The sequence below is a fragment of the Pseudomonas sp. ADAK2 TE3594 genome, from assembly GCF_053628675.1.
Genome location: NZ_JBRJGV010000001.1, coordinates 1,768,610 through 1,789,699 on the forward strand (window position 1 = coordinate 1,768,610; position 21,090 = coordinate 1,789,699).

The 21,090-nt window shown below is 61.7% G+C and carries 15 protein-coding genes; 8 read left to right on the forward strand and 7 right to left on the reverse strand.

The genetic code is table 11. The features are described from left to right. The first annotated feature begins 11 nt into the window (after window positions 1-11). The 5 genes from AB7M22_RS08155 (at window position 12) to ligD (ending at window position 6,680) form a co-directional block, all read left to right on the forward strand. Window positions 12-1,268 (forward strand): ATP-grasp domain-containing protein, encoded by a 1,257-nt coding sequence (locus tag AB7M22_RS08155; protein ID WP_454185861.1) that lies wholly within the window; start codon window positions 12-14, stop codon window positions 1,266-1,268. Further along, a complete protein-coding gene (locus AB7M22_RS08160) occupies window positions 1,265-2,461 on the forward strand; it encodes an ATP-grasp domain-containing protein (protein ID WP_454185862.1) in 1,197 nt (398 codons plus the stop codon). Before AB7M22_RS08155 ends, AB7M22_RS08160 begins: the two co-directional genes overlap by 4 nt. Continuing rightward, complete coding sequence (locus AB7M22_RS08165; protein ID WP_454185863.1) at window positions 2,458-3,240, forward strand: SDR family NAD(P)-dependent oxidoreductase; 783 nt, start codon at window positions 2,458-2,460, stop codon at window positions 3,238-3,240. The genes AB7M22_RS08160 and AB7M22_RS08165 overlap by 4 nt, the downstream gene beginning before the upstream one ends. Then, window positions 3,240-3,875, forward strand: coding sequence for a LysE family translocator (locus AB7M22_RS08170; RefSeq protein WP_454185864.1), 636 nt, complete (start codon window positions 3,240-3,242; stop codon window positions 3,873-3,875). Before AB7M22_RS08165 ends, AB7M22_RS08170 begins: the two co-directional genes overlap by 1 nt. 174 nt (window positions 3,876-4,049) lie before the next feature. Further along, a complete protein-coding gene (ligD, locus tag AB7M22_RS08175) occupies window positions 4,050-6,680 on the forward strand; it encodes a DNA ligase D (protein WP_454185865.1) in 2,631 nt (876 codons plus the stop codon). A 164-nt stretch (window positions 6,681-6,844) separates the two neighbouring features. Here ligD and AB7M22_RS08180 read toward each other — a convergent pair whose 3' ends face one another. Further along, entirely contained in the window at window positions 6,845-7,126 is a 282-nt protein-coding gene (locus tag AB7M22_RS08180) for a DUF3303 domain-containing protein (protein WP_454185866.1), read from the reverse strand. Window positions 7,127-7,337: 211 nt separating this feature from the next. Next, complete coding sequence (locus AB7M22_RS08185; protein ID WP_008073195.1) at window positions 7,338-7,739, reverse strand: hypothetical protein; 402 nt, start codon at window positions 7,737-7,739, stop codon at window positions 7,338-7,340. A gap of 338 nt (window positions 7,740-8,077) precedes the next feature. Between AB7M22_RS08185 and AB7M22_RS08190 the strand changes: the two genes are divergently transcribed. Together AB7M22_RS08190 and AB7M22_RS08195 are read left to right on the forward strand one after the other, a co-directional pair. Beyond that, complete coding sequence (locus AB7M22_RS08190; protein ID WP_454185867.1) at window positions 8,078-8,950, forward strand: DNA/RNA non-specific endonuclease; 873 nt, start codon at window positions 8,078-8,080, stop codon at window positions 8,948-8,950. Window positions 8,951-9,061: 111 nt separating this feature from the next. Further along, entirely contained in the window at window positions 9,062-9,223 is a 162-nt protein-coding gene (locus AB7M22_RS08195; RefSeq protein WP_008011847.1) for a DUF2986 domain-containing protein, read from the forward strand. 171 nt (window positions 9,224-9,394) lie between these two features. Here the strand turns inward: AB7M22_RS08195 and AB7M22_RS08200 are convergent, their stop codons facing one another. The 5 genes from AB7M22_RS08200 to AB7M22_RS08220 form a co-directional block, all read right to left on the reverse strand. Beyond that, the gene (locus AB7M22_RS08200) at window positions 9,395-12,490 is read right to left on the reverse strand and encodes an efflux RND transporter permease subunit (protein ID WP_454185868.1); all 3,096 of its coding nucleotides are present in this window, start codon (window positions 12,488-12,490) and stop codon (window positions 9,395-9,397) included. Next, window positions 12,487-13,599, reverse strand: a complete 1,113-nt coding sequence (locus tag AB7M22_RS08205) for an efflux RND transporter periplasmic adaptor subunit (protein WP_454185869.1) — start codon at window positions 13,597-13,599, stop codon at window positions 12,487-12,489. Before AB7M22_RS08205 ends, AB7M22_RS08200 begins: the two co-directional genes overlap by 4 nt. A 30-nt stretch (window positions 13,600-13,629) precedes the next feature. Continuing rightward, entirely contained in the window at window positions 13,630-15,144 is a 1,515-nt protein-coding gene (locus tag AB7M22_RS08210; protein ID WP_454185870.1) for an efflux transporter outer membrane subunit, read from the reverse strand. Between the two features lie 117 nt (window positions 15,145-15,261). Beyond that, window positions 15,262-15,477 carry a hypothetical protein gene (locus AB7M22_RS08215; protein WP_123721185.1) on the reverse strand — a complete coding sequence of 72 codons (216 nt, stop codon included), beginning with the start codon at window positions 15,475-15,477 and terminating at the stop codon, window positions 15,262-15,264. Between the two features lie 783 nt (window positions 15,478-16,260). Then, window positions 16,261-19,155 carry an ATP-binding protein gene (locus tag AB7M22_RS08220; protein ID WP_454185871.1) on the reverse strand — a complete coding sequence of 965 codons (2,895 nt, stop codon included), beginning with the start codon at window positions 19,153-19,155 and terminating at the stop codon, window positions 16,261-16,263. Window positions 19,156-19,431: 276 nt separating this feature from the next. Between AB7M22_RS08220 and mhpA the strand changes: the two genes are divergently transcribed. Continuing rightward, on the forward strand, window positions 19,432-21,090 hold the full coding sequence (gene mhpA / locus AB7M22_RS08225; protein ID WP_454185872.1) for a bifunctional 3-(3-hydroxy-phenyl)propionate/3-hydroxycinnamic acid hydroxylase MhpA: 1,659 nt from the start codon (window positions 19,432-19,434) through the stop codon (window positions 21,088-21,090).

Below are 21,090 nucleotides of genomic sequence, written 5' to 3' on the forward strand. Positions count from 1 at the left end.
GGAGTTTATGCATGAATAAGCGTATCGCAGTAGTCGGTGGCCGCCCCGCGCCCATTCACGGTGCCAAGGAACTGGGCATCGACGTGGTACTGGTGCATCAAGAGGGTGACTACGAGCAGGAGATCCTCGCCCATTGCGAGCAGGTGGTGCATGCCAGGCTTGACGACGCCGAGGCCATTATCAAGGTCCTCGAACCCCTGCACCGCGCACGTCCGTTCGATCGCATCATTACCACCACCGAAGTGGCGGGCGAGTCAACGGGCAAGGTGGTCGATCACTTTGGCCTCACCGGGGTTTCCTATAAGACTGCGCGCCTGCTCAAAGACAAAGTGGCCATGCGCGAGTTGCTGGTCGAGCACAACCTGAGCCCGGTCGCCTATCGCCATGTCACCTGTGCGCAGGATGCCGTCGCGTTCGTCAAAGCGCATGGCAAGTCGGTTCTCAAGCCAGCCGAAGGCGTCGCCAGCCTGCACATCCATCCCTGCGATGACGAAGCCTCCGCTTCCAAGGCCTGGCAAGCGCTTCAGGATGCCGACGTCAAGCACATCATCATCGAGGAGTACCTGGAGGGGCCGGTCGTCAGCGTCGATTCCTTCTCGTTCAAGGGGCGCCACCTTCCGATTGGTTACTCCCAGTACCGCATGAACGATAAATACGTTGAGTGGGAGGTGAGCACGCCGAGTACTGAGGCCAAGAAATGGCTGAGCGAACTGAAGGAAATGACCTGCCGCCTGCTCGACGCCGTAGAGCTGGAGGAGGGGCCTTCCCACAGCGAGTTCGTGCTGACCCCGAAAGGTCCTCGTGTACTCGAATCCCACGCTCGCCTGGCGGGCTCGGGTGCCCCGGAACTGGTACGGCGTGCGTTCGGCCTGGACCTGAACCGCATGTTCCTGACTGTGCCACTGGGTATCGACACCCTGCCGGATGTGTCGCCCGAGCCGATAGCGGGTGCAGCGATCCAGTTCTTCGTACCCACGCCGGGCAAGGTAAGAAAGGTCGAGCTCGATCTCAAGCCTGACGTCGATGTGCGCCATACCAAGCCAGGCGAGACTCCACTGGTGTTCCTGCCGTTCCTGTTCGAACTGGGCGCAGCCGAGCGTGCCGTAGTCATCCAGAAGCATGAGGGCGACAAGATTCCGCCGCTCGACACCGTTGCCGACTGCGTTTCAGGGTATGTCCTGGCAACAGGCTCTTCGCGCGAAGACGCCGTTCGTATCGGCGACGAACTGGTGGAAGCGGTCCACTTCATCGTGGACCCCACCGCATGAGATATGTCCTCTGCTTGCACCGTTGGGTCGGCTACCAAGCGCTCTACGACCGATACGAACTGCCTGCGGGAATGCAAATTCGGGCGATCTGCACGCCCGAATCCCTCGCGTCCCTGCCGAGCGAGCGTCTGGCGTCAAGCTCGACGCTCGCCTCGCTGGATGATGCCGAGGCGGTCATGGTCGAGGTTGAGCGCCTGGTCGAGCAACATGGCGTTCCAGCGCTGGTGGTTGCCCTTAACGAGGGCGACCTGCTCAATGCTGCTTCTATCCGCGAGCGATGGCAGATACCGGGAGATCTTGTCGCGTGGACCGAGCGGTTCCGCGACAAGCTCACCATGCTGGAGGTCGCTGGTCGGCAATCGTCGATCGGCGTGCTGCCTGCCTCGCCTGCCGATTCCCTCGAAGCAGTGGAGCGACTGGCGGCCGAACACGGCTATCCACTGGTGCTCAAGCCGCGCTATGGCACGGCGAGTCGCGGCGTAAAATTTCTTCGTGGCCCAAAGGATCTTGATCAGATCCGGCAGGCAACGGAGCCGATGATGGTCCAGGCTTACTGCGCGGCCCCCATCCTGCACGTAGACGGTTGGTGGGATGGGCAACGGATTGTGGTGGTCACGGCGTCGCGTTATGTGAATAGCTGTGCCGACTTCGGTCCAGACAGCCCGCTGGGTAGCATCGAGCTCGAGGAGGGCGATGACGAACAGCGGATTGCGGGGCGCGTCGAGCAACTGCTGGCAGTCTTCGCGCCTGAGCGAGAAATCGTCTTCCACCTCGAACTGTTCGACCTGGATGACAAATGGCTGTTCCTGGAAATCGGTGCCCGGGTCGGTGGCGCCGAAATCCCGTTCCTCTGGCGAGAGGTGAGGGATATCGACCTGCTGGGGATCGCTTGGGAACTCCAGACCGGGGCGTCTACCCGCTACAGGGACCTTGCGCGCAGCCTTAGCAAGGAGGGCAGGCCATTGCACCGCGAGCGGGGAGCATGGGTGATCGCCCGCCGCAACAGCTCGCCGCGCGATGGCTTGGGCACCCTGTACTGGGCGCAGCCGCAGAACCTGGATCGCCTCGCCAGTGGTGTTTATGAGGGCGCTGGCACCCGTCTTCGCCTGCGCAGCTTCGATCGTCCCGCGTTGGTACGCGACGTGGGGAAGATCTTCGAACAGTTATCCGAGTCATGGGGAGCTCAATCTTGAAAACAGCAGTGGTTACGGGTGCCAGCAGTGGCATTGGCGAGGCGTGCAGCCGTACCTTGGCCAGTCGTGGCTGGCGGGTATTCCTTGTGGCGCGCAGGGGTGAGCGGCTCGAGCAGATTGCCGGCGAAATCCGCGGACACGCCATTGTGCTGGACGTGACACAAGCGCGAGAGGAGGACTTGGTGCAGATTTCCGAGTGCGATCTTCTAGTGAACTGTGCGGGCGGTGCGATCGGCCTGGATGCGGTAGACAGGGCCAGTGCCGAGGATTGGACGAACATGTTCAACAGCAACGTACTGGGGACTTTGCTGATGACCCAACTGATGTTGCCTCGGCTCATCGCATCCCAAGGGGCCATCGTCAATATTACCTCTACGGCTGCGCTGGCCAGTTATGAGGGGGGCGGCGGCTATTGCGCGGCCAAGAGTGCTCAGCGCGCACTGACCCATTCCTTGCGGCTGGAGATGAAGGGCGTACCGGTGCGCATCACCGAGGTGCTCCCCGGCATGGTGCATACGCCAGAGTTTTCCTTGAAGCGTTTTCGCGGCGACGCCGAACGGGTCAACGCCATCTATGAGGATGTCGACCGGCCTTTGAGCGCGGACGATGTCGCCCAGGTAGTGGCTTGGGTTGCCGATCAGCCCGCACATGTCAATGTCGACGAAATCGTGGTTCGGCCAGTGGCACAGCGCGCTCAGCATGCGCTGTTCCGCGGCAGTCTCGGCTGGCTCGAGCAACAGCGGGCCGACAAATCCCCTTTGAACGAAGGAGCACGCTAATGATGGCGCTGGAAAACCTGGCCGGTGTGGCCATCATCTCCTTGGGCATGGTTCTGACACCGGGTCCCAACATGATCTACCTGACCTCGCGGGCGATTTCCCAAGGGCGGCTGGCGGGGATGATTTCGCTGGCGGGTGTGGCGCTAGGCTTCGTGTGCTACCTGCTGGCTGCTGGACTGGGACTGGCTGCCTTGTTCAAGGCGGTGCCAGTTGCCTACGATGTCGTCAGGATCGCAGGCGCATTCTATCTGGGCTACCTGGCCTGGAACATGCTGAAGCCCAGGGGCGCTTCCCCCTTCGAGGCGCGCGAACTGCCCCCTCACTCGCCGAGACGGCTGTTCACGATGGGGCTAGTGACGAACCTGCTGAATCCGAAGATTGCGCTGATGTATTCCGCGCTGATTCCCCAGTTCATCGACCCTTCCGCAGGGTCTACCTTCCAGCAATTCGTCCAGATGGGGCTGGTACAGATCGCCATTGCCGTCACAGTGAACGGCATGATCGTCCTCGCCGCCTCCAGGGTCAGTGGTTTCCTGGCCAAGCGACCCTCTGCCATGCGCACCCAACGCTGGGTGTCCGGGACTGTCCTGGGCGTTTTCGCGGTCGATATCCTGCTGCGCAAACCGCTCACCTGATAAAAGACCGAGTGTTTCGCAAGCCCTGCAATGACAAGGCCCGGCCAATAGCCGGGCCTTGTCGTTTGGCGGCTTCGGTACTCAAGTTTTGCAAGACTACTGAACCTTCGCGCACTCATCCGGGGTCTCATGACAATAACGGTTTGATTCAGTCATAAACCCGTGGAGGGCGCCATGGACAAGCCGCTCGAAAAGTACAACAACATGAGGGACTTCGAAAAAAGTCCCGAGCCTGCCGGTGTTTCCAAATCCGCAAAAGGCAGACGACAAGGCAACGCGCATGCGCTGCAGTTCTGCATTCAGAAGCATGACGCCTCGCACCTGCACTATGACTTTCGCCTGGAACTCGACGGCGCGCTGAAAAGTTGGGCCGTGCCCAAAGGGCCGTCGCTGGACCCCAAGATCAAACGCCTGGCCATCCACGTCGAAGACCATCCGCTGGATTACGCCACGTTCGAGGGCACCATTCCCGAAGGGCATTACGGTGCCGGTGATGTGATCGTCTGGGACCGTGGGGTGTGGATTCCCCAGGATGATCCGGCCAAGGCGTACACCAAGGGCCGGCTGAAATTCGAGCTGAAAGGAGAAAAGCTCGGCGGCCTGTGGAACCTCGTGCGCACGCACATGCCGGGCAAGCAGGAACAATGGTTTCTGATCAAGCATCAGGACAGCGCCGCCAGACCCGGCAGCGAATACGACGTGGTTGCCGCCGAGCCGGACAGCGTGCTCAGCGACCGCACCATTCTGGAAAAAAAGCACGGCGCTGAAAAAACCAAACCGATCAAAAACGCCCCGGCCAAGGCGCGCAAAGAAAAGTCGGCACAACTGACGGGCGCGCGCAAAGCCAGGCTGCCGGAGCTGCTCAAACCCGAACTGGCAACGCTGGTCGAATCCGCGCCGAGCGGCGAATGGAGCTATGAGATCAAGTTCGACGGCTACCGGGTCATGGCGCGCATCGATCACGACGAGGTCACACTCTTCACCCGCAATGGTCACGACTGGACCCATAAATTACCCGGGCAAGCCGAGGCACTGGCAGCGCTGGGCCTGGAGTCGGCCTGGCTCGACGGCGAAATGGTGGTGGCCAACGAGCAGGGCGTTCCGGATTTCCAGGCGCTGCAAAACGCGTTCGACTCCGGCAGTAGCGCCAGCATCGTTTACTACCTGTTCGATTTGCCCTACCTCAATGGCGTGGACCTGCGTGAAGTACCCGTCGAGGAGCGCAGGGCGGCGCTGGCGACTGTGCTCAAACTCAATGAAAACCCGCTGTTGCGATTCTCCGACGCCTTCGATGAATCCCCGGAGGCCTTGCTCAACAGTGCCTGCGAAATGCAGATGGAAGGGCTGATTGGCAAGCGCGTGGGGTCGCCTTACGTGTCTCGACGCACCCGTGACTGGATCAAACTCAAGTGCAAGCATCGGCAGGAATTCGTTGTGGTCGGCTTCACCGACCCCAAAGGCGCACGCAGTGCTTTTGGCGCTTTATTGCTGGGGTTGCACGATCGCGACAGCGGTGAATTGCGCTATGCCGGCAAGGTTGGCACCGGGTTCAACGAGGCGACTCTCAAGCGCATTTACGAACAGTTGAAACCGCTGCAGACGAAAAAACCGTCGGTGGTCAATCCGCCCAGCGGTTTCGAAGCCAAGGGTGTGCATTGGCTTAAACCCACTTTACTGGCGGAAGTGGCCTTCGCCGAAATGACCAAGGACGGCTCGGTACGCCACGCCGTGTTTCATGGTTTGCGCGATGACAAGCCTGCCGAAGAAATTACCGAGGAGCTGCCGAAAGCCGTGAACACTTCAGCCTCGAAAACCGCCGCGCCAAAATCCACAGCGAAGAACAAATCCACCGCTGAGAAACCTGACGCCACGGAGCCAAAAAACGCCCAATCGACTGTCGCGCCGTCGCAGATCGGCCTGGCCAGCGGCAAGGTGCGCATCACGCACCCGGACCGGGTGATCGATGCCAGCAGCGGCACCACCAAGATGCAACTCGCGCAGTACTACGCCAGCGTCGCCGAATGGATACTGCCGCAACTCAAGGACCGGCCGGTGGCGCTGGTGCGCGCGCCGGACGGCATCGCCGGCGAACTGTTCTTTCAGAAGAACGCCGAACGCCTGGCCATTCCGGGGATTATTACCCTGGACAAGGAACTGACAGGCCAACCGGTGATGATCATCAACAACGCCAAAGCGCTGATCGGCGCGGTGCAGATGAGCACGGTGGAACTGCATACCTGGAATGCCACGTCAGTCGATCTGGATAAACCCGATCGCTTCGTCCTCGATCTCGACCCGGATCCGGCGCTGCCCTGGAAAAGCATGATCGAAGCGACTCAGCTAACCCTCACGGTGCTGGATGAACTGGGGCTCAAGGCGTTTCTCAAAACCAGTGGCGGCAAGGGGATTCACCTGGTGGTACCGCTGACCCGCAAACACGGCTGGGACGAGGTCAAGGACTTCAGCCACGCGATCGTCAGCCACATGGCCAAATTACTCCCGGATCGTTTTTCCGCGGTGTCTGGACCGAAAAACCGCATCGGGCGTATCTTCATCGACTACCTGCGCAACGGTCTGGGCGCCACCACTATTTGCGCCTACGCCGTGCGCACCCGCGAAGGGCTGCCGGTGTCGGTGCCGATCTTTAGGGAAGAGGTGGCGCAGCTCAAGGGCGGCAATCAATGGAACGTGCACAACGTGCATGAGCGCCTGGCCGAAATCGGTGACGAACCCTGGGCCGACCTGAAGAAAACCCGACAGACGATTACTGCCGAAATGCGCCGGCGGGTGGGGATGAAAAAGTAGTGAACCGGAAGGAAGGTGGTGAGGGGGCTTGTCGGAACGCCGCATCGCCCCCGTTTGAGTGTGTAGCACTCACAAAACTTTGGTGTATCAGAGATTTTGGGGCTGCTTCGCAGCCCAACGGGGGCAAGCCCCCTCGCCACAGGCAAGCCCCCTCGCCACAACGACTATTGTTTGCCGAGCGCGGCAGCCAGCAGCGGCCCCGCCTGTTCATCGGTCAATGCGGCGTGGACCTCCATGCTCATGAGGTCGCTCCACTCCAGCACCCACTTCTGAATCGACACCGGATCGTCGGCTTCTGCAATGCCAAAACCACTCGAGCCACCGACGGCATGCCAGCGCCCCAGCATCTTGACGCCTGCGGGTGGCGCGCCACCGGTCTTGAGAAAACGTTCGATTGCGCTGTTACGATGTTGCGGACTGATGGACCAACGGACGATGAATAACATCTGCCACCTCCTGCTACGGATTGGCACCTTTATCTTCGCGCACCTGGCTGGCGCCGGGGCCACGGTCACGCTTGTGTTTCCAGCCCCATCCTGGCTGGCCTGAAAGCCTTTCTCCCATGAGAAGGCATAGCAGCGGCCCGCGTTTCGCGTACGACCGCCGATCCTCTTTCAGGCATTTGAAACGAACATATCGGGATAACAGTGCAAACCATCAGGCATCACGCAACAAGTCGTTGGCATTGAGCAGCTCGTAGGCAATTTCCGGGCGCTTCTCCAACCCTCGGCGAATCGCCGCCGGAATCGATTGACGGGTTTTGCGACACAGGCCCGGCAGTTCGCCGAGGGTGATGTTGATGCCGCGCATGGTGCGCACTTCATTGAAGCCCGGAACGATCTCAACACGCAGACCCAACTGCTCGTACATCCGGCGTTGCAGCCGCTCCAGATCGCCGAGGCTCTGGAGATTCTCCAGGCGCTCGACCAGGCGCTTTTCCTCCGACCGGGTCAGGCTCAGGATGCGCAGATCCGCGCCGGGGGTTTCCAGCAACGGCTCACGCTCGCAGATGCAGGCACCGGGCGGGCAGGGTTGGCGGATTGGAAGAGAGGTCGTCATGGGGTTCAATCATAGAGCGCTATGATCGGGTTTGCCCATGGGGTTTTTGTGCCGTTGAGCGCGATGTCTACATTCCTCTGCCGATAGCATCTTCGAAGAGCATCGGCGAGTCGAATGTAAACGCTACTCAGCACTAAAGTGACTTGTGATGGTCAATAAATCCCGCAACGACCATCAGTAGTCGTACTGCTCGGAACCGACCGGATCCGCATCGACATTTTGATCAAGGACAGTGAAAGCATGCTCGCCGCAATATAATCAGCAACCGCCTCCACCAGGTTCCGTTAATCGGGGCTCGCCGTACGTTTACCCCTCAATCCAATTCGAAGATTTAAAGCATGCACCTACGCAAAATTGCAGTTGGGCTGTCGGCCCTTGTTTTGCTCTCGACCGGGGCAGAAGCCCGCAGTCTGCTGGATCTCATCAAGCCGCCCACCCAGCATCAGGAACAAGTATCCCGCTCGGGCTCGATCAGCCAGAACGCGGCCCTGGGCCTCTATTCGAACAAACAGAAACAGGCATCGTTTGACGGCTGCGCAGAGCTATTCCCGGCGGCGAAACCGATCAATACGGCCACTGTGCCTGCAACCATGAAACCCTTGGCCCTGTGTTCCGACAACTTTGCGGTGCTGTACTCGCAAACCAGCAAGACGCCGTTGGTAGTCGTCGAACGCCTTAATGCCGCCCAACTGCTGGATGCCAAAGGCGAGGAGCGCACCAACCAGTTCTACCCGGACCCACGCATCCCCAAGAGTGGACGGGCAGAGTTGAGCGACTACCGTAGCCAACATCCGGCCGTGGACCGCGGCCATCAATCTCCGGCAGCCGATGCACCGAATCCCAATGCAATGGCCCAATCCTTTGCGCTGTCGAACATGGTGCCGCAAGACCCAACCAACAACCGGAAGATCTGGAGTAAGGTCGAGTCCGATGTCCGAAAGTTCGCCAAGCGAGCCGATGGCAATGTGTTTGTCTTTACCGGCCCGCTCTTTGATTCAGGCCACACCACCATCGGCGACAACAAGGTCTGGGTGCCCACACGCCTGTTCAAGCTGGTTTACGACGCATCGTCCAAGCGTGCCTGGGCCTACGTACTACCCAACGCCGAAACTCGTATCGAGCGACCGATGGACTATGACGCTTTCGTGAAGAGTACCGGGCTCAAATTACTGGGGAATCTACCGGTCACAGGTTCCGTAGGGCGCTCTTGATGGCTTGATGAGTTGCACCCCAAAGGCTGGAGGCAACCGATGGGGTGTTTCATTCTGGCCCAATATTTTAAGCTGATATCATTCAAGAGCTTACAAACCGAGTACAAAAATATGAATCGTCGTAAAAAAATACAGCAGTTATTAAAGGCTCACGCCAAAAAGGCCAGTGCCAAATTGGCACCGCCAAGCAAGTCTAAATACATTAGTAAAGCTGACCGATTGAAACTGGCCGCTGAGTCCAGTCAGGACTCAATCGTTTCTTCTGAGAGCTGATTTATGTAGCTCAGCAGCTCCTTTTGCCTTCAGGATTTCCTGTAAGCCGCGAGGGAGCGAAAGAAAGTAACGTTCGCAGAACCTCGCGGCTGACCTCGACGGTTTTCAGAAACAGCGCTGAGCAAGCCTTTCTAATAGCGGTGCAGTCGGGGCAAAGCGCCACGGCACGCCTCACTCAGAAGCGAACGCGCCGTCCCTTATCACCTGTTGGGTGTCGACTGCCGTCTGGCGACCCACCTTGAACCATGCGGCGTACAACGCCGGGACGAAGAAAATCGTCAGTAGCGTCGCCACGGTAAGACCGCCCATGATCGCAATTGCCATTGGCCCCCAGAACACACTGCGCGTTAGCGGGATCATTGCGAGCACGGTAGCCAGCGCCGTCAACATCACCGGACGGGCTCGGTGAATGGCGGCATCCAGCACAGCATTCCACGGGTCGCGCCCTTCGGCGATCTCGGTTTGTACCTGATCGATCAGGATCACCGAGTTGCGCATGATCATGCCACCCAGTGCGATGATGCCCAGGATTGCAACGAAGCCCAGCGGCGACTGGAACACCAGCAGCGCCGGCACTACACCGATCAAGCCCAGCGGTGCGGTCAGCACCACCATCCACATGCGAGAGAAACTCTGCAGTTGCAGCATAAGCAGTAGAAGGATACTGATCAGCATCAGCGGCGCCACCGCCAACAGCGCCTTGTTGGCCTTGTCACTTTCCTCCACCGCGCCGCCCACGTCGATGCGGTAGCCCGACGGCAGCTTCGCCTCGATATCTTTAAGCAACGGCTGGATCTCCTGCGTCACCGATACACCTTGTTCGCCATCCTTCACATCGGCACGCACCGTGATCGCCATGTCGCGGTTGCGGCGCCACAGCACCGGCTCTTCCAGCCCAGAGCGCACCTGTGCGACTTGCGACAGTGGCACCACCGTGCCCTGGCGCGTGTAGAGGTTGATGTCTTTCAGGGTGTCGAGGCTCAAGCGTTCCTCAGGCACGGCACGGGCCACGATGTCGATCAGGTCCTCGTGCTCACGCAGCTGCGACAGGGTTGCGCCGTTCATCACGGTCTGGGTCGCCAGCGACACGTCGGCGGGCGTTAGGCCAAGCGCGCTCGCCTTGTCCTGATCGAGCTCGACCTTCAGCGTGCGCACCGGGTCATTCCAGTCGAGCTGCAGGTCGCGCACCTTCGGGTTGGACGCAACCACCTTCTCCACGTCGCGGGCGATCTTGCGCACCACCTGGGTATCGGGGCCGACGACGCGAAACTGCACCGGGTAGCCGACAGGCGGCCCCAACTCGAGCCGGGTCACGCGCACCCACGCCTGCGGGAATTGTTGGTCGGCCGTGGTCACCAGCCGAGCACGGACCCGCTCGCGTGCATCCAGGTCCTTGGTCATGACAACGAACTGGGCGAATCCCGGATTCGGCAACTCGGGGTTGAGCGAGAGATAGAAACGCGGTGCGCCGGCGCCGGTGTAGGCGGTATAGAAACGCACGTCCTCGTCCTTCGCCAGGATCTCCTCCATGTGCTTGACCTGCTCGGTCGTCGCGGCGAACGAGGAGCCTTCCTTGACGCGCAGGTCAATGACCAGTTCAGGGCGCGAACTGTTGGGGAAGAATTGCTGCGGCACTAGCTTGATACAGGCCAGAGCCAGCACCAGAGCGCCAAACGTCGCACCGATGACCACCCAGCGACGCTCGATGGCGGTGTCGATCAGGCGGCGCAGGGTGCGGTAGAACTTCGTGTCATACATATCACCATGCTGGTGCTTGCCCAAATCGTTGGGCAGCATCTTGACCGCCAGGTACGGCGTGAAGATGCCGGAACAGATCCACGAGAACAGCACCGCGGCGCCGACGATCCAGAAAATGCCACCCGCGTACTCGCCGGTGGTGGACTTCGAGAGGCCGATCGGCAGGAAGCCCACGACGGTGATCAGCGCGCCGGTCAGGCGCGGCATGGCGGTGGACTGATAGGAGAAGGCGGCCGCCTTTACGCGGTCCATGCCGGTTTCCATCTTTGCCACCATCATCTCGATGGCGATGATGGCGTCATCCACCAGCAATCCCAACGCGATAATCAGCGAGCCGAGCGAAATACGCTCCAGGTTCCAGCCCATTGCCAGCATCACCAGCGCCACGCCGCCCAGCACCAGCGGCACCGTGGTCGCGACCACGAGGCCGGCGCGCCAGCCCAGGCTGGCGAGGCTCACCGCGATCACGATGATCAGCGCCTCGGCCAGCGCGTGCGCGAAGTCGTGGATAGCATCCTTCACCGTGGTGGGTTGGTCGGCCACGAGCTCAAGCTCCACGCCGTGAGCAAGTTCGGACTGGATCTTGGCGACGGCCGTGTCCATCGCCTTGCCAAGGTCCACGATGTTGCCGTCGCTGGTCATCGTGATGCCGAGCATCAGCACTGGCTGGCCGTTGTGGCGCACCGTGTAGGTTGGCGGATCCTCGAAGCCACGTGTAACGGTCGCGATGTCGCCGAGCTTGATCTGCCGGCCGCCTGCGGAGATGGGCACATTGCGAATAGCTTCATCGCTGGCGAACTGGCCGCTCATGCGCACCATGACGCGGTCGCCGCGGGTGTCGATCTGGCCTGCGGGCAACAGGGCGTTCTGGCTCTTGAGGCTTTCGGCGATGGCCAGCGGTGTAATGCCCAGCGCGGCCAGGCGCTCGTGCGAGAACTCGACGTAGACACGCTTGGCCTGCTTGCCGATGACGTCGATCTTCTTGACCATCGGCACTTTCAGCATCTGGCGCTTGATGTCCTCGGCCGCGTCCGACAGGTCCGCGTGGCCGATGCCGTCGCCCTTGACGGCGTACATCAGGCCATACACGTCGCCGTACTCGTCGTTTACGATCGGGCCGATCACACCATCTGGCAGCTCGCGGCTCAGGTCGTTGAGTTTCTTGCGCGCCTGATACCAGGCCTCGCGCTGGTCAGCCTTGGAGGTGCCGCCGCGCACAGTGAGCGTCATGCCGGCGTAGCCTTGCCGCGCGTAGGTGACCACCTTCTCGAAGTTGTCGATCTGCTCGAATTTCTTCTCCATGCGGTTAAGGACCTGGTCCTGCATCTGCTGGGCAGTGGCGCCCGGCCAGATGACCATGGCGGTCATGGAGGGCACGGAAAAGTTCGGATCCTCGAGCTGACCGAGCCTGGTGAAGCTGAAGGCGCCGGCGACTGCGACAATGAGGAGCATGAACAGGACGATGGCGCGATGGCGCAGCGCCCAGTCGGTGAGGTTCAGGTTGTTCATCGAGCGGCCTGCTGCGTGGTGTTCGCGTCAACAATCGCCGCTCCGGGAAGCGCGACCTTAAGTCCCGAGGCCATCTTCTGCACCCCGGCGGTGACGACCAATGCGCCGGCCGGCGGCCCGGAGACGAGCACCTCGTCGTTGCGGTAGCCCAGCACCGCCACCTGCACCAGTTCGACGACGCCTACCGGATCCTTGCCCACGGGCGTGACCACCCACAGCGCAGGCTGGCCAGCGCTTTGCGTCAGTGCCGTAGCTGGCACCGCGGCCACCGAGACACTGGTCATCACGCGCTCGGCCGTTACCGTGGCAGTGGCGCCCAGTGGCAGCGCCTGCGCCGGCTTAAGCCGCGCACGATAGGTGCGCGTTTGCGCCGCGGCCTGCGGCGACAATTCGCGAAGCGTGACATCGAAGGTTTCGTTCGGCGCACTGGCCAGCGAGGCCTTGAAACGCGCCTCTTTGAAGACGGGCAGCTGATCCTCGGGCACATCGACGACGATCTCGGATTCATCCGGATTCGCGATCGAGACAACCGGTTGGCCCTCCGGAACGACCTGCCCGGCCTCAAAGCGCACAGCCGTGACGACGCCGCTACGCGAGGCACGCAGCACGGTGTACTTGAGCCGGTTGCGCGCGAGCTCGAGCTTTCGCGCCTCGGCTTCAGCGGTTGCATGCGCGGTCTGGGCATTTGTATGCGCGCGCTCGTCGTCGGCCGCACTGACTGAGCCGTCAGCCTTCAGTGCGGTCAGGCGCTGGCGGTCCGAGTCGGCCTGGCGCGTCTGCTCGACGGCGACCGCCCATTGTTGTCGCGAGGCTTGCTCAGCGAGGCGGTAGTCGCTGTCATCCAGCACCGCCAGGATGTCGCCTTCGTGCACAAACTGGCCTACATCGACGTTGCGCTGGGCGACTTTGCCGCCTACGCGAAAGGCTTGGTCGACTTCATGTCGCGACTGTACGGTGCCCACGTAGCGGCTGATGTCGCGAGCATTGTCGTAGTTGATTTCAACGGTGCGTACCGGCCGTGGCGCCTGAACGGTCGGCTGGTCCGGGCTGCACGCGGACAGCATGACGGCTACGGCCAAAGCGCCGGCCGCAGTAAGGGAGGTTTTCAAGGCGGTTCCTCTTTGAAAAACGGCAGTTTCTTAAGAAAGTGGTGGCCGGTCGGCTTGGGTGGCGGCGGTGGGCGTGGCGGGTTGTTCGAACACCTGCCAGCCCCCGCCCAGTGCCTTATAGAGCTGCACACTATCGAGCAGCAGTCGGGTGTTGCTGTCGTTGGCGCTCAGGCGTACCGACAAGCGCGCCCGTTGCGCGTCCAGCAGCGGCAACAGGTCGATCTGCCCCCGGTCGTAGAGCGACTGCGCGTGGCTCAGCGCTGCTTGCGCAGACTCGGTGGCCGACTGCAACGACTGGGCGCGCTGACGCTCTTGCGTCTGCGTGACGAGGGCGTTCTCCACGTCCTCGAGCGCGCGCACAATGCCGTCCTCGGCGCGCAGTAGCGCCTCACGCTGGCCGCTCTCGGCGACCTCGTTGATCGCGCGCGTACGCCCGGCGTTGAAGATCGGCATCGCAAGCAGACCGGCCACATTGGTGAAGCGGGCGGCGCCCAGATCCAGACCGTTCAGCTCAAGGCCTTGGCGGCCGTAGGATGCACCGAGGAACAGACGCGGGAACCACTCAGCGGCGGCTTGTTTACGGCGCGCATTGGCGGCGTCGAGCTGCGCCATCAGCGCCAATACATCAGGCCGACGCTGTAGCAGGGTGGCGGGCTGGCCTTGGCGTGCCTCGGGCGCCACCGCGTTGCCACGGGAGGGCTGGATGCTCGTGGCATTAAAGGCCTGGTCACCGATCAGTACCGCGATGCGGTGTCGCGATACGGCTGCCAGCGTCTCCAGCGGCGGGATCTGCGCGCGCGCCGATGCGGCATCGGTTTGCGCTCGCTCGACGTCGAAAGAGGTCGCCAACCCTACACGGTGGCGCGCATTAACCAGGCGCAGTGTTTCGTCTTGCGCCGTCGAGATCGCGCGTAATGTTTCGGCCTGGCGCAGTGCGCCGACCAGCGTGAAGTAGTTACTGGCGATGTCGCTCATCACCAGCAGGCGCACGCCGCGCACGCCATCCTCCGCAGCCAGTGCTTCGGCATCGGCGGCTTGCGCGCCAGCACGCAGGCGTCCGCTCAGGTCAAGTTCCCACGAGACGTCCAGGCCCGCGCCCACGGTCTTGGTATCTGGATAAGCCTGCTTCTTGGCAGTGTCGTAGCCACTGCTACGGTCGGAGCCGAAGGCGGACATACCGACACTCGGAAAGAGCCAGGAGCGACTGATCGTCTCACCGGCGCGAGCGGTGCGCACACGCTCGGCGGCGATCTTGATGTCACGGTTCTCGCTCATCGCGCGGCGCACCAGATCCGTCAACACCGGGTCGTTGAACGTCTCCCACCACGCGGCTTCGGGTTCCATCTCGGAGGCCGTGCTTGCGGCAAACTTGGCCGGCAGGTCTACCGACGGCTTGGCGACCTCTGTGGAACAACCGGTCAAGACCAGAGCGAAAGACGCGGCAAGCGCCGCACCCACGACGACGCCGAGCAGGCGTTCGGCATGTTGCAGGGGCGTCCGCCCGGTGTAGCGGATCAGCGGATGGGAGGTTGGAAGTCGCGGCATCGGATTGGACTCGTGTAGATTCGAGATGGCGTCAGCGTAGGGCCCGGTGTGCGCGAAGTCGTCAGCGAAGCGTCGCCGTTCAGTCGCCATATCGAGCGCTCATTCATGTTGGAGGCGTCACTCGCCGTCGGTATCTGCCGCGTGCTCGCCGGCCGCCGACGTGAGGTCCGAGTCAATCGACTCCAGCAACTCATCGGCGGACGAAAACTCGCGCTGACGCCCGGTGACCAGGTTTTCGAGGCGGCCCACGAGGGCGCCGGGCGTGGCATCGCTGCGCAGCTTCAGGACGTATGAGCGACGATTGGGGTACTTGGATTCAGGGTTCAGACTCATCACAGACCAGGGGGCAAGAAAGTTCGACGACAGCGTAGGCCGTCCCCTGGGGCGAGTCGTAAGCGAAAGGTCAGATTTCGGTCGGGACAGCGCCGCTCCCAGATCGGTGTCGTTCACCAATCCCTTCGCCAAAGCAGATACCTGTGGGAGCGGGCTTGCCCGCGATGGCGCCAATCCACTCAACATTTCAGCGCCTGACACTCCGCTATCGCGGGCAAGCCGCGCTCCCACAGAGATCGGTGTCGTTCACCAATCCCTTGGCCAAAGCAGATACCTGTGGGAGCGGGCTTGCCCGCGATGGCGCCAGTCCACTCAACATCTCAGCGCCTGACCCTCCGCTATCGCGGGCAAGCCTCGCTCCCACAGAGATCGGTGTCGTTCACCAATCCCTTGGCCAAAGCAGATACCTGTGGGAGCGGGCTTGCCCGCGATGGCGCCAGTCCACTCAACATTTCAGCGCCTGACACTCCGCTATCGCGGGCAAGCCTCGCTCCCACAGAGATCGGTGTCGTTCACCAATCCTTTGGCCAAAGCAGATACCTGTGGGAGCGGGCTTGCCCGCGATGGCGCCAGTCCACTCAACATTTCAGCGCCTGACCCTCCGCTATCGCGGGCAAGCCGCGCTCCCACAGAGATCGGTGTCGTTCACCAATCCCTTGGCCAAAGCAGATACCTGTGGGAGCGGGCTTGCCCGCGATGGCGCCAATCCACTCAACATTTCAGCGCCTGACACTCCGCTATCGCGGGCAAGCCTCGCTCTCACAAGTTTGCGCCCTTGACTCATCAAGCCGACTCTGCGCCCTGAAGCAGCGAGCGCGCACGTTTCACCAGCTCGGTTCCATCTGTTTCGGGCAACTGGTCAAGCAGCGCCGCCAAGGCTTGGCGGTCCTCGGTTGTGGCGTCGTAGTGCCCACACAGTTCGACTAATGCCTGCAGTTCCAGCCACGGTGCTTCCTGGGTGTGTGCCTCCTCAACCGCATGCCGCACGGCGATGCTGCCGGCATCGAGCCGGCCCTGCATCCGCGCAATCGATGCCTCCAGCAGCAACAGTTGCGGCAGGTACACGCGCTCGCCCAGTTCTTCCCCCATCCGTAGGGCTTCCTGTAGCTCGACTTGCGCAGCGTCGCAATCACCCGCCAGCAGCAACGCTTCAGCGGCGTAGCCGAGCACCTCGCTGGCACCGGAGCGCATGCCGAGTCCGGTGTGTTCGTCGTAGGCTTCGCGGATGCTCCGGTAGCCATCGCGCGGCGCGCCGTTGCGCGCGTCGGCCCAGCCGCGCCACCAGCGGCAAGCCGTGCGCCCCAGTGCGAGCGAATACTCGTCGACCAATGTCTGCATGTCATCAGCCAGCGCTGCCACACGCACAGGGTTCCCCATCCGCACCTCGATCAACACCTCTTGCCAGGTGGCGACCAGCCAGGTCATAGGCTGGCGAAGCGTTTGTGCGCGGGTCCGCGCCAGTTGCATGTGAGCCCGGCCTTGCTCAACCAGGCCAGAGCGCACAAGTTCTATGGCCAACATACCGTGCAGCATGACCTGAGGATCGGCCGCAAAGATCTCGTTCGCCCCGATGTCCAGCAGCTCGGCGATTGCGAGTGCGCGCTCCAGCCATCGGCGGGTCGCCTGCGTGCGCCCCTGGAGATGATGCACCTCGCCCTGCACGATGCACGCCACCAGCATGAGCGCTGGATCGTTCGCCTCGGACGAGAGCGCTTCGGCGCGCTCCGCTACCGCCAGCGCCTGCGTATAGTCGCCGCGCAGACCGAGCAGATAGCCGAATCCGTGCAGCAGGCGACCGCGCATCGGATGCTCGGGTATATCCGCCAGCAGCGTGTATGCGCGTTCGAACGCGTTCCTGGCTTCGCTGCCGACACCGAGCGTATGGAACGCCGACACGCCTTGCAGCGTGGCCAAGGTAATTTCGAGCGTATCGCGCTCTATTCCTTCTGGCGCTTGGCGCAGCAGGACCAGCGCGCGCTCAGTGAGGCCGATGCACAAGGCCGGGCTGAAATGCAGCAGTGCGGCTTCCGCGGCCTCGGCGTAGTAGCGCAGCGCGGTCATCGGCTGCCGGGCCCGGTCGAAGTGCGTCGCCAGCTCCGAGGCAGCAACCGGAACGCCGGCCATGCGCTCGCGTTCGAGCGCAGCGCCAACCTGGCGATGAAGGTGGGTGCGCAATGAGCGCGGCGTGCGGTCGTACAGTACCTGGCGGAAGAGGGCATGCCGGAACGAGTAGGGTAGCTCCATCGTGTCTTCAAGTTCGGCGGCCCGCGACCGCGTCAGCCATACCTGCTCGCGTACCAGTTCCTCACAGGTGTCGGCCACAGAAGCGAGGTCGCGTTCGAGGGTAAGCGAAACCGTCTCGGCCCGGAATTCGACTCCGCATACCGCTGCCGCCGAGAGCAACGCACGCTGCTCCGTCCCGAGCTTGCTGATGTAGTGATCAATGATGGCCGCGAGGTTCTCGGGAACCGCCATTCCCGCCAGCCGGGCCTCGATGGTGGCGTCGTCGTCCGTGGTGTCCATCACCTCACTGATGACTGACGACACGAACAGCGGCACACCGTCGGTGCGCTCGTGCAGGGCACGCACAAAGGCTTCATCGCGGGCCAGAGAGGTCGAACGCAGCGCGACATAGTCAGCGACTTCGGTTTCCGAGAATGGATCGAGCACCACTTCCTCGCACAGACGTTGCAGGCGCAGTTCGTGGCGCAACGAGTTGAGCGGATGATCGAGTGCCACCACTTCGGCGACGCGAAAGCTCGCCAGCCACATAAGCCGAGTGCGGCCACGTCGCCGCGCCACATAGTCGATGAGCTGGACCGTCGCCCGATCACTCCAATGCAGGTCTTCGGTTATCAGCAACAGCGGCCGTTGCTCGGTGTAGCGGTCCAGCAGTTCACCCATTTCCCGCAGCATGCGATCCGGACCGATGCCAGCAAGCTCGCGCCGCAACGCGTCTCGCTCTTGCGCGGTGCTCAGCCACGGCAGTTGCAGCAGCCAGGTCGGCGCCACGGCGCGCATCAGCGTCGGCAGGGCGGGGTCGCTGCGGCACAGGTCGGCCAACGCCTCCAGCACCGGCAGGTACGGCTCGCCGATGCCGTAGTGCTCCACGCAATGGCCGCGTGCGCAGGCGATGCCGCCAAGGCTGGCGAGGAAATGCTCGATCAACGTGGTCTTGCCAATCCCCGGTTCTCCGGCAAGCCAGACCACTGCACGTTGCCCGCCGTAAGCCCGTTCCCACGCCCGCTGCAGTCTTGAGAGCTTGTCGGTGCGACCAATGAATGGCGACGATGGATATGCACCGGCCGCCGGCACCGTCGCGGATGCCGGCACCGAAGGCGCAGGGGAGGGCGCGGCGATAAAGCGATAGCCGCGCCGCGACACAGTCTCAATGAAGCGGGGTTGCCTGGGGTCGTCGCCCAGCACCTTGCGCAGATCGCTGATGGCCGTCTTCAGCACTGAATCGCTGACGAACCGATGCCCCCACACGGCATCAAGCAACGCATCTTTGGTCACCAGCGATCCCGGCTGGCGTGCAAGTACGCACAGCAGGGTGAAGGGCGTTGGCGCCAGCGCCACGGTTTCTCCGTTACGCAACAAGCAGGCGTTGGCCTCGTCGAGCTCGAACTCGACGAAGCAGAGCTGGACTGGGTTCGGATGGGGCTGCGGACGCGCCACGTTGGATTCCTGAAGACTAAAGCATGGGTGTGCCCTCGTGAGGCATGGCACGTGGTCACTCCAATAACAACGCTGATCGGCTCAGAAGCCAAGCCTCACCGGTCGGAAACTGGCCCTCGGCATAGCCCACATGACCTCATAACGGTGCGGTAATGCCTAAAAAATAGTAATGACGAAAACTTCAATATTGAAATATGTCTCAATTTTACATACCTTCACCTTGCCTGACGATGAGATCTCCACGTCTCACGACTTCAATCACAACAAGGGCTCGAGATGAACAACAACAAGAAAGGTACCGAACTGCCTCCCACCGCCGTCGATGTGCTGGTCGTCGGTAACGGTCCGGTAGGGGCGACAATCGCGGCGCTGCTCGGCCGCTATGGGGTAAAGACACTGGTATTGGACAAGACCCATGAGGTCCTGCTAATGCCTCGCGCCATCGCTCTGGACAACGAGGCGCTTCGCATCCTGCAACTCGCCGGATTGTCGGAAGATGCTTTCGAGAAGATCGTTATCCCTGAAGTGAAGATGCACTCGCCGGTCCTCGGGCAATTCAGTCGGGCTAACACCGCCGGGTGCATCGATGGCCATCACAAACTGGTGACTTTCTATCAACCTGACCTCGAACACGCGATGCGTAAACAGGTCTCTGGGCTGAAGTCAGTGACCAGCCTGGGTGGATTCGAGCTCGAGAACCTGGTTGAGGAACCGGATTGTGTCGTCGCCTCCGTGCGGGACCAGGACGGCCATCTGCATTCCATTCGCGCCCGATATCTGGTCGGTGCGGATGGTGCAAGCTCCAGGGTCAGGGCCTTGATTGGCCAGGAATTCGAAGGACAAACCTATGCGGAGGATTGGCTGATTGTCGATGCCAAAAACCGGCATAAGTCCGCCATTGATCACATTGAGTTTATCTGTGATCCGCAGCGCCCGACGCCGCACATGCCCGCTCCCGGCGGCAGGGAGCGTTGGGAGTTCATGCTACACCCAGGCGAATCCCGGGAAGAGCTGGAAAGCCCGGAAAGCATAGCCCGGCTGATCGCGCCATGGGTCAATCCGCAGGAACTGGAAATCGAGCGCAAGGCGGTGTATCGATTCCACGCACGTTGCTGCAACAGATTCAGCAAGGGGCGAACTTTTCTTGTCGGGGATGCAGCCCACATTACTCCGCCCTTTGTCGGGCAAGGTCTGGTAGCGGGGCTTCGAGATGGCGCCAACCTTGCCTGGAAACTGGCGTGGGTCCTTCAGGGCCAAGCGGCGCCTTCAATACTCGATACCTATGACGTAGAGCGCCGCCCCCATGCCCAGGCGATGATCAATCTGGCGAAACTCATGGGCCGTCTGGTGATGCCGAGAAACAAGGTCGCCGCTTTCTTCATCCACGGAATAATGCGCGCGTTGGCGTTGACTCCCGCTTCCAGAAAGTACTTCGAACAACTGGACATCAAACCGAAGAACATCTTCAAAGACGGTCTGTTCGTGCAGCATCGTCGTGGCGACAAGCTGGTTCGCGGCGGCCTGTTTCCCCAGGCCTGGGTTCGCAACATGCAACAGAAGATCCAACTGAGCGACGATGCTCTTGGACACAACCTGACCCTGGTTGGGTTCGGTGTTGACCCGTTGTCATTGCTGAGCGCTGCCGAGGTCTTTTCCTGGATAAAGATGGGCGGTGATTTCTTGCAGATCGGACCTTGCGGTCAGCGCTCCGGCAGCGCTTGCGATTTCATCGAAGACTTGAACCATGACATCCTGCCGCTGGCTGCCAAAGGCACGCTCGTCGCGATCCGCCCCGACCGTATCATCATGCACCACGCTCCCGGCGTAGAGGCAGGCAGTCTGGTTCGAGACTGCCTGATGCTGATGGGTAGCGCCGATTCCATTGCCGATAGCGTTTCCATTACCATCAATGAACCCCCTCGATTAAGAGCCTGA

Excerpts from the sequence above, each read along its gene's own strand:
- AB7M22_RS08155 (WP_454185861.1), top strand. The coding sequence starts at position 12 with ATGAATAAGCGTATCGCAGTAGTCGGTGGCCGCCCCGCGCCCATTCAC.
- AB7M22_RS08160 (WP_454185862.1), top strand. The coding sequence starts at position 1,265 with ATGAGATATGTCCTCTGCTTGCACCGTTGGGTCGGCTACCAAGCGCTC.
- AB7M22_RS08170 (WP_454185864.1), top strand. The coding sequence starts at position 3,240 with ATGATGGCGCTGGAAAACCTGGCCGGTGTGGCCATCATCTCCTTGGGC.
- ligD (WP_454185865.1), top strand. The coding sequence starts at position 4,050 with ATGGACAAGCCGCTCGAAAAGTACAACAACATGAGGGACTTCGAAAAA.
- AB7M22_RS08180 (WP_454185866.1), bottom strand. The coding sequence starts at position 7,126 with ATGTTATTCATCGTCCGTTGGTCCATCAGTCCGCAACATCGTAACAGC.
- AB7M22_RS08185 (WP_008073195.1), bottom strand. The coding sequence starts at position 7,739 with ATGACGACCTCTCTTCCAATCCGCCAACCCTGCCCGCCCGGTGCCTGC.
- AB7M22_RS08190 (WP_454185867.1), top strand. The coding sequence starts at position 8,078 with ATGCACCTACGCAAAATTGCAGTTGGGCTGTCGGCCCTTGTTTTGCTC.
- AB7M22_RS08195 (WP_008011847.1), top strand. The coding sequence starts at position 9,062 with ATGAATCGTCGTAAAAAAATACAGCAGTTATTAAAGGCTCACGCCAAA.
- AB7M22_RS08200 (WP_454185868.1), bottom strand. The coding sequence starts at position 12,490 with ATGAACAACCTGAACCTCACCGACTGGGCGCTGCGCCATCGCGCCATC.
- AB7M22_RS08210 (WP_454185870.1), bottom strand. The coding sequence starts at position 15,144 with ATGCCGCGACTTCCAACCTCCCATCCGCTGATCCGCTACACCGGGCGG.
- AB7M22_RS08215 (WP_123721185.1), bottom strand. The coding sequence starts at position 15,477 with ATGAGTCTGAACCCTGAATCCAAGTACCCCAATCGTCGCTCATACGTC.
- mhpA (WP_454185872.1), top strand. The coding sequence starts at position 19,432 with ATGAACAACAACAAGAAAGGTACCGAACTGCCTCCCACCGCCGTCGAT.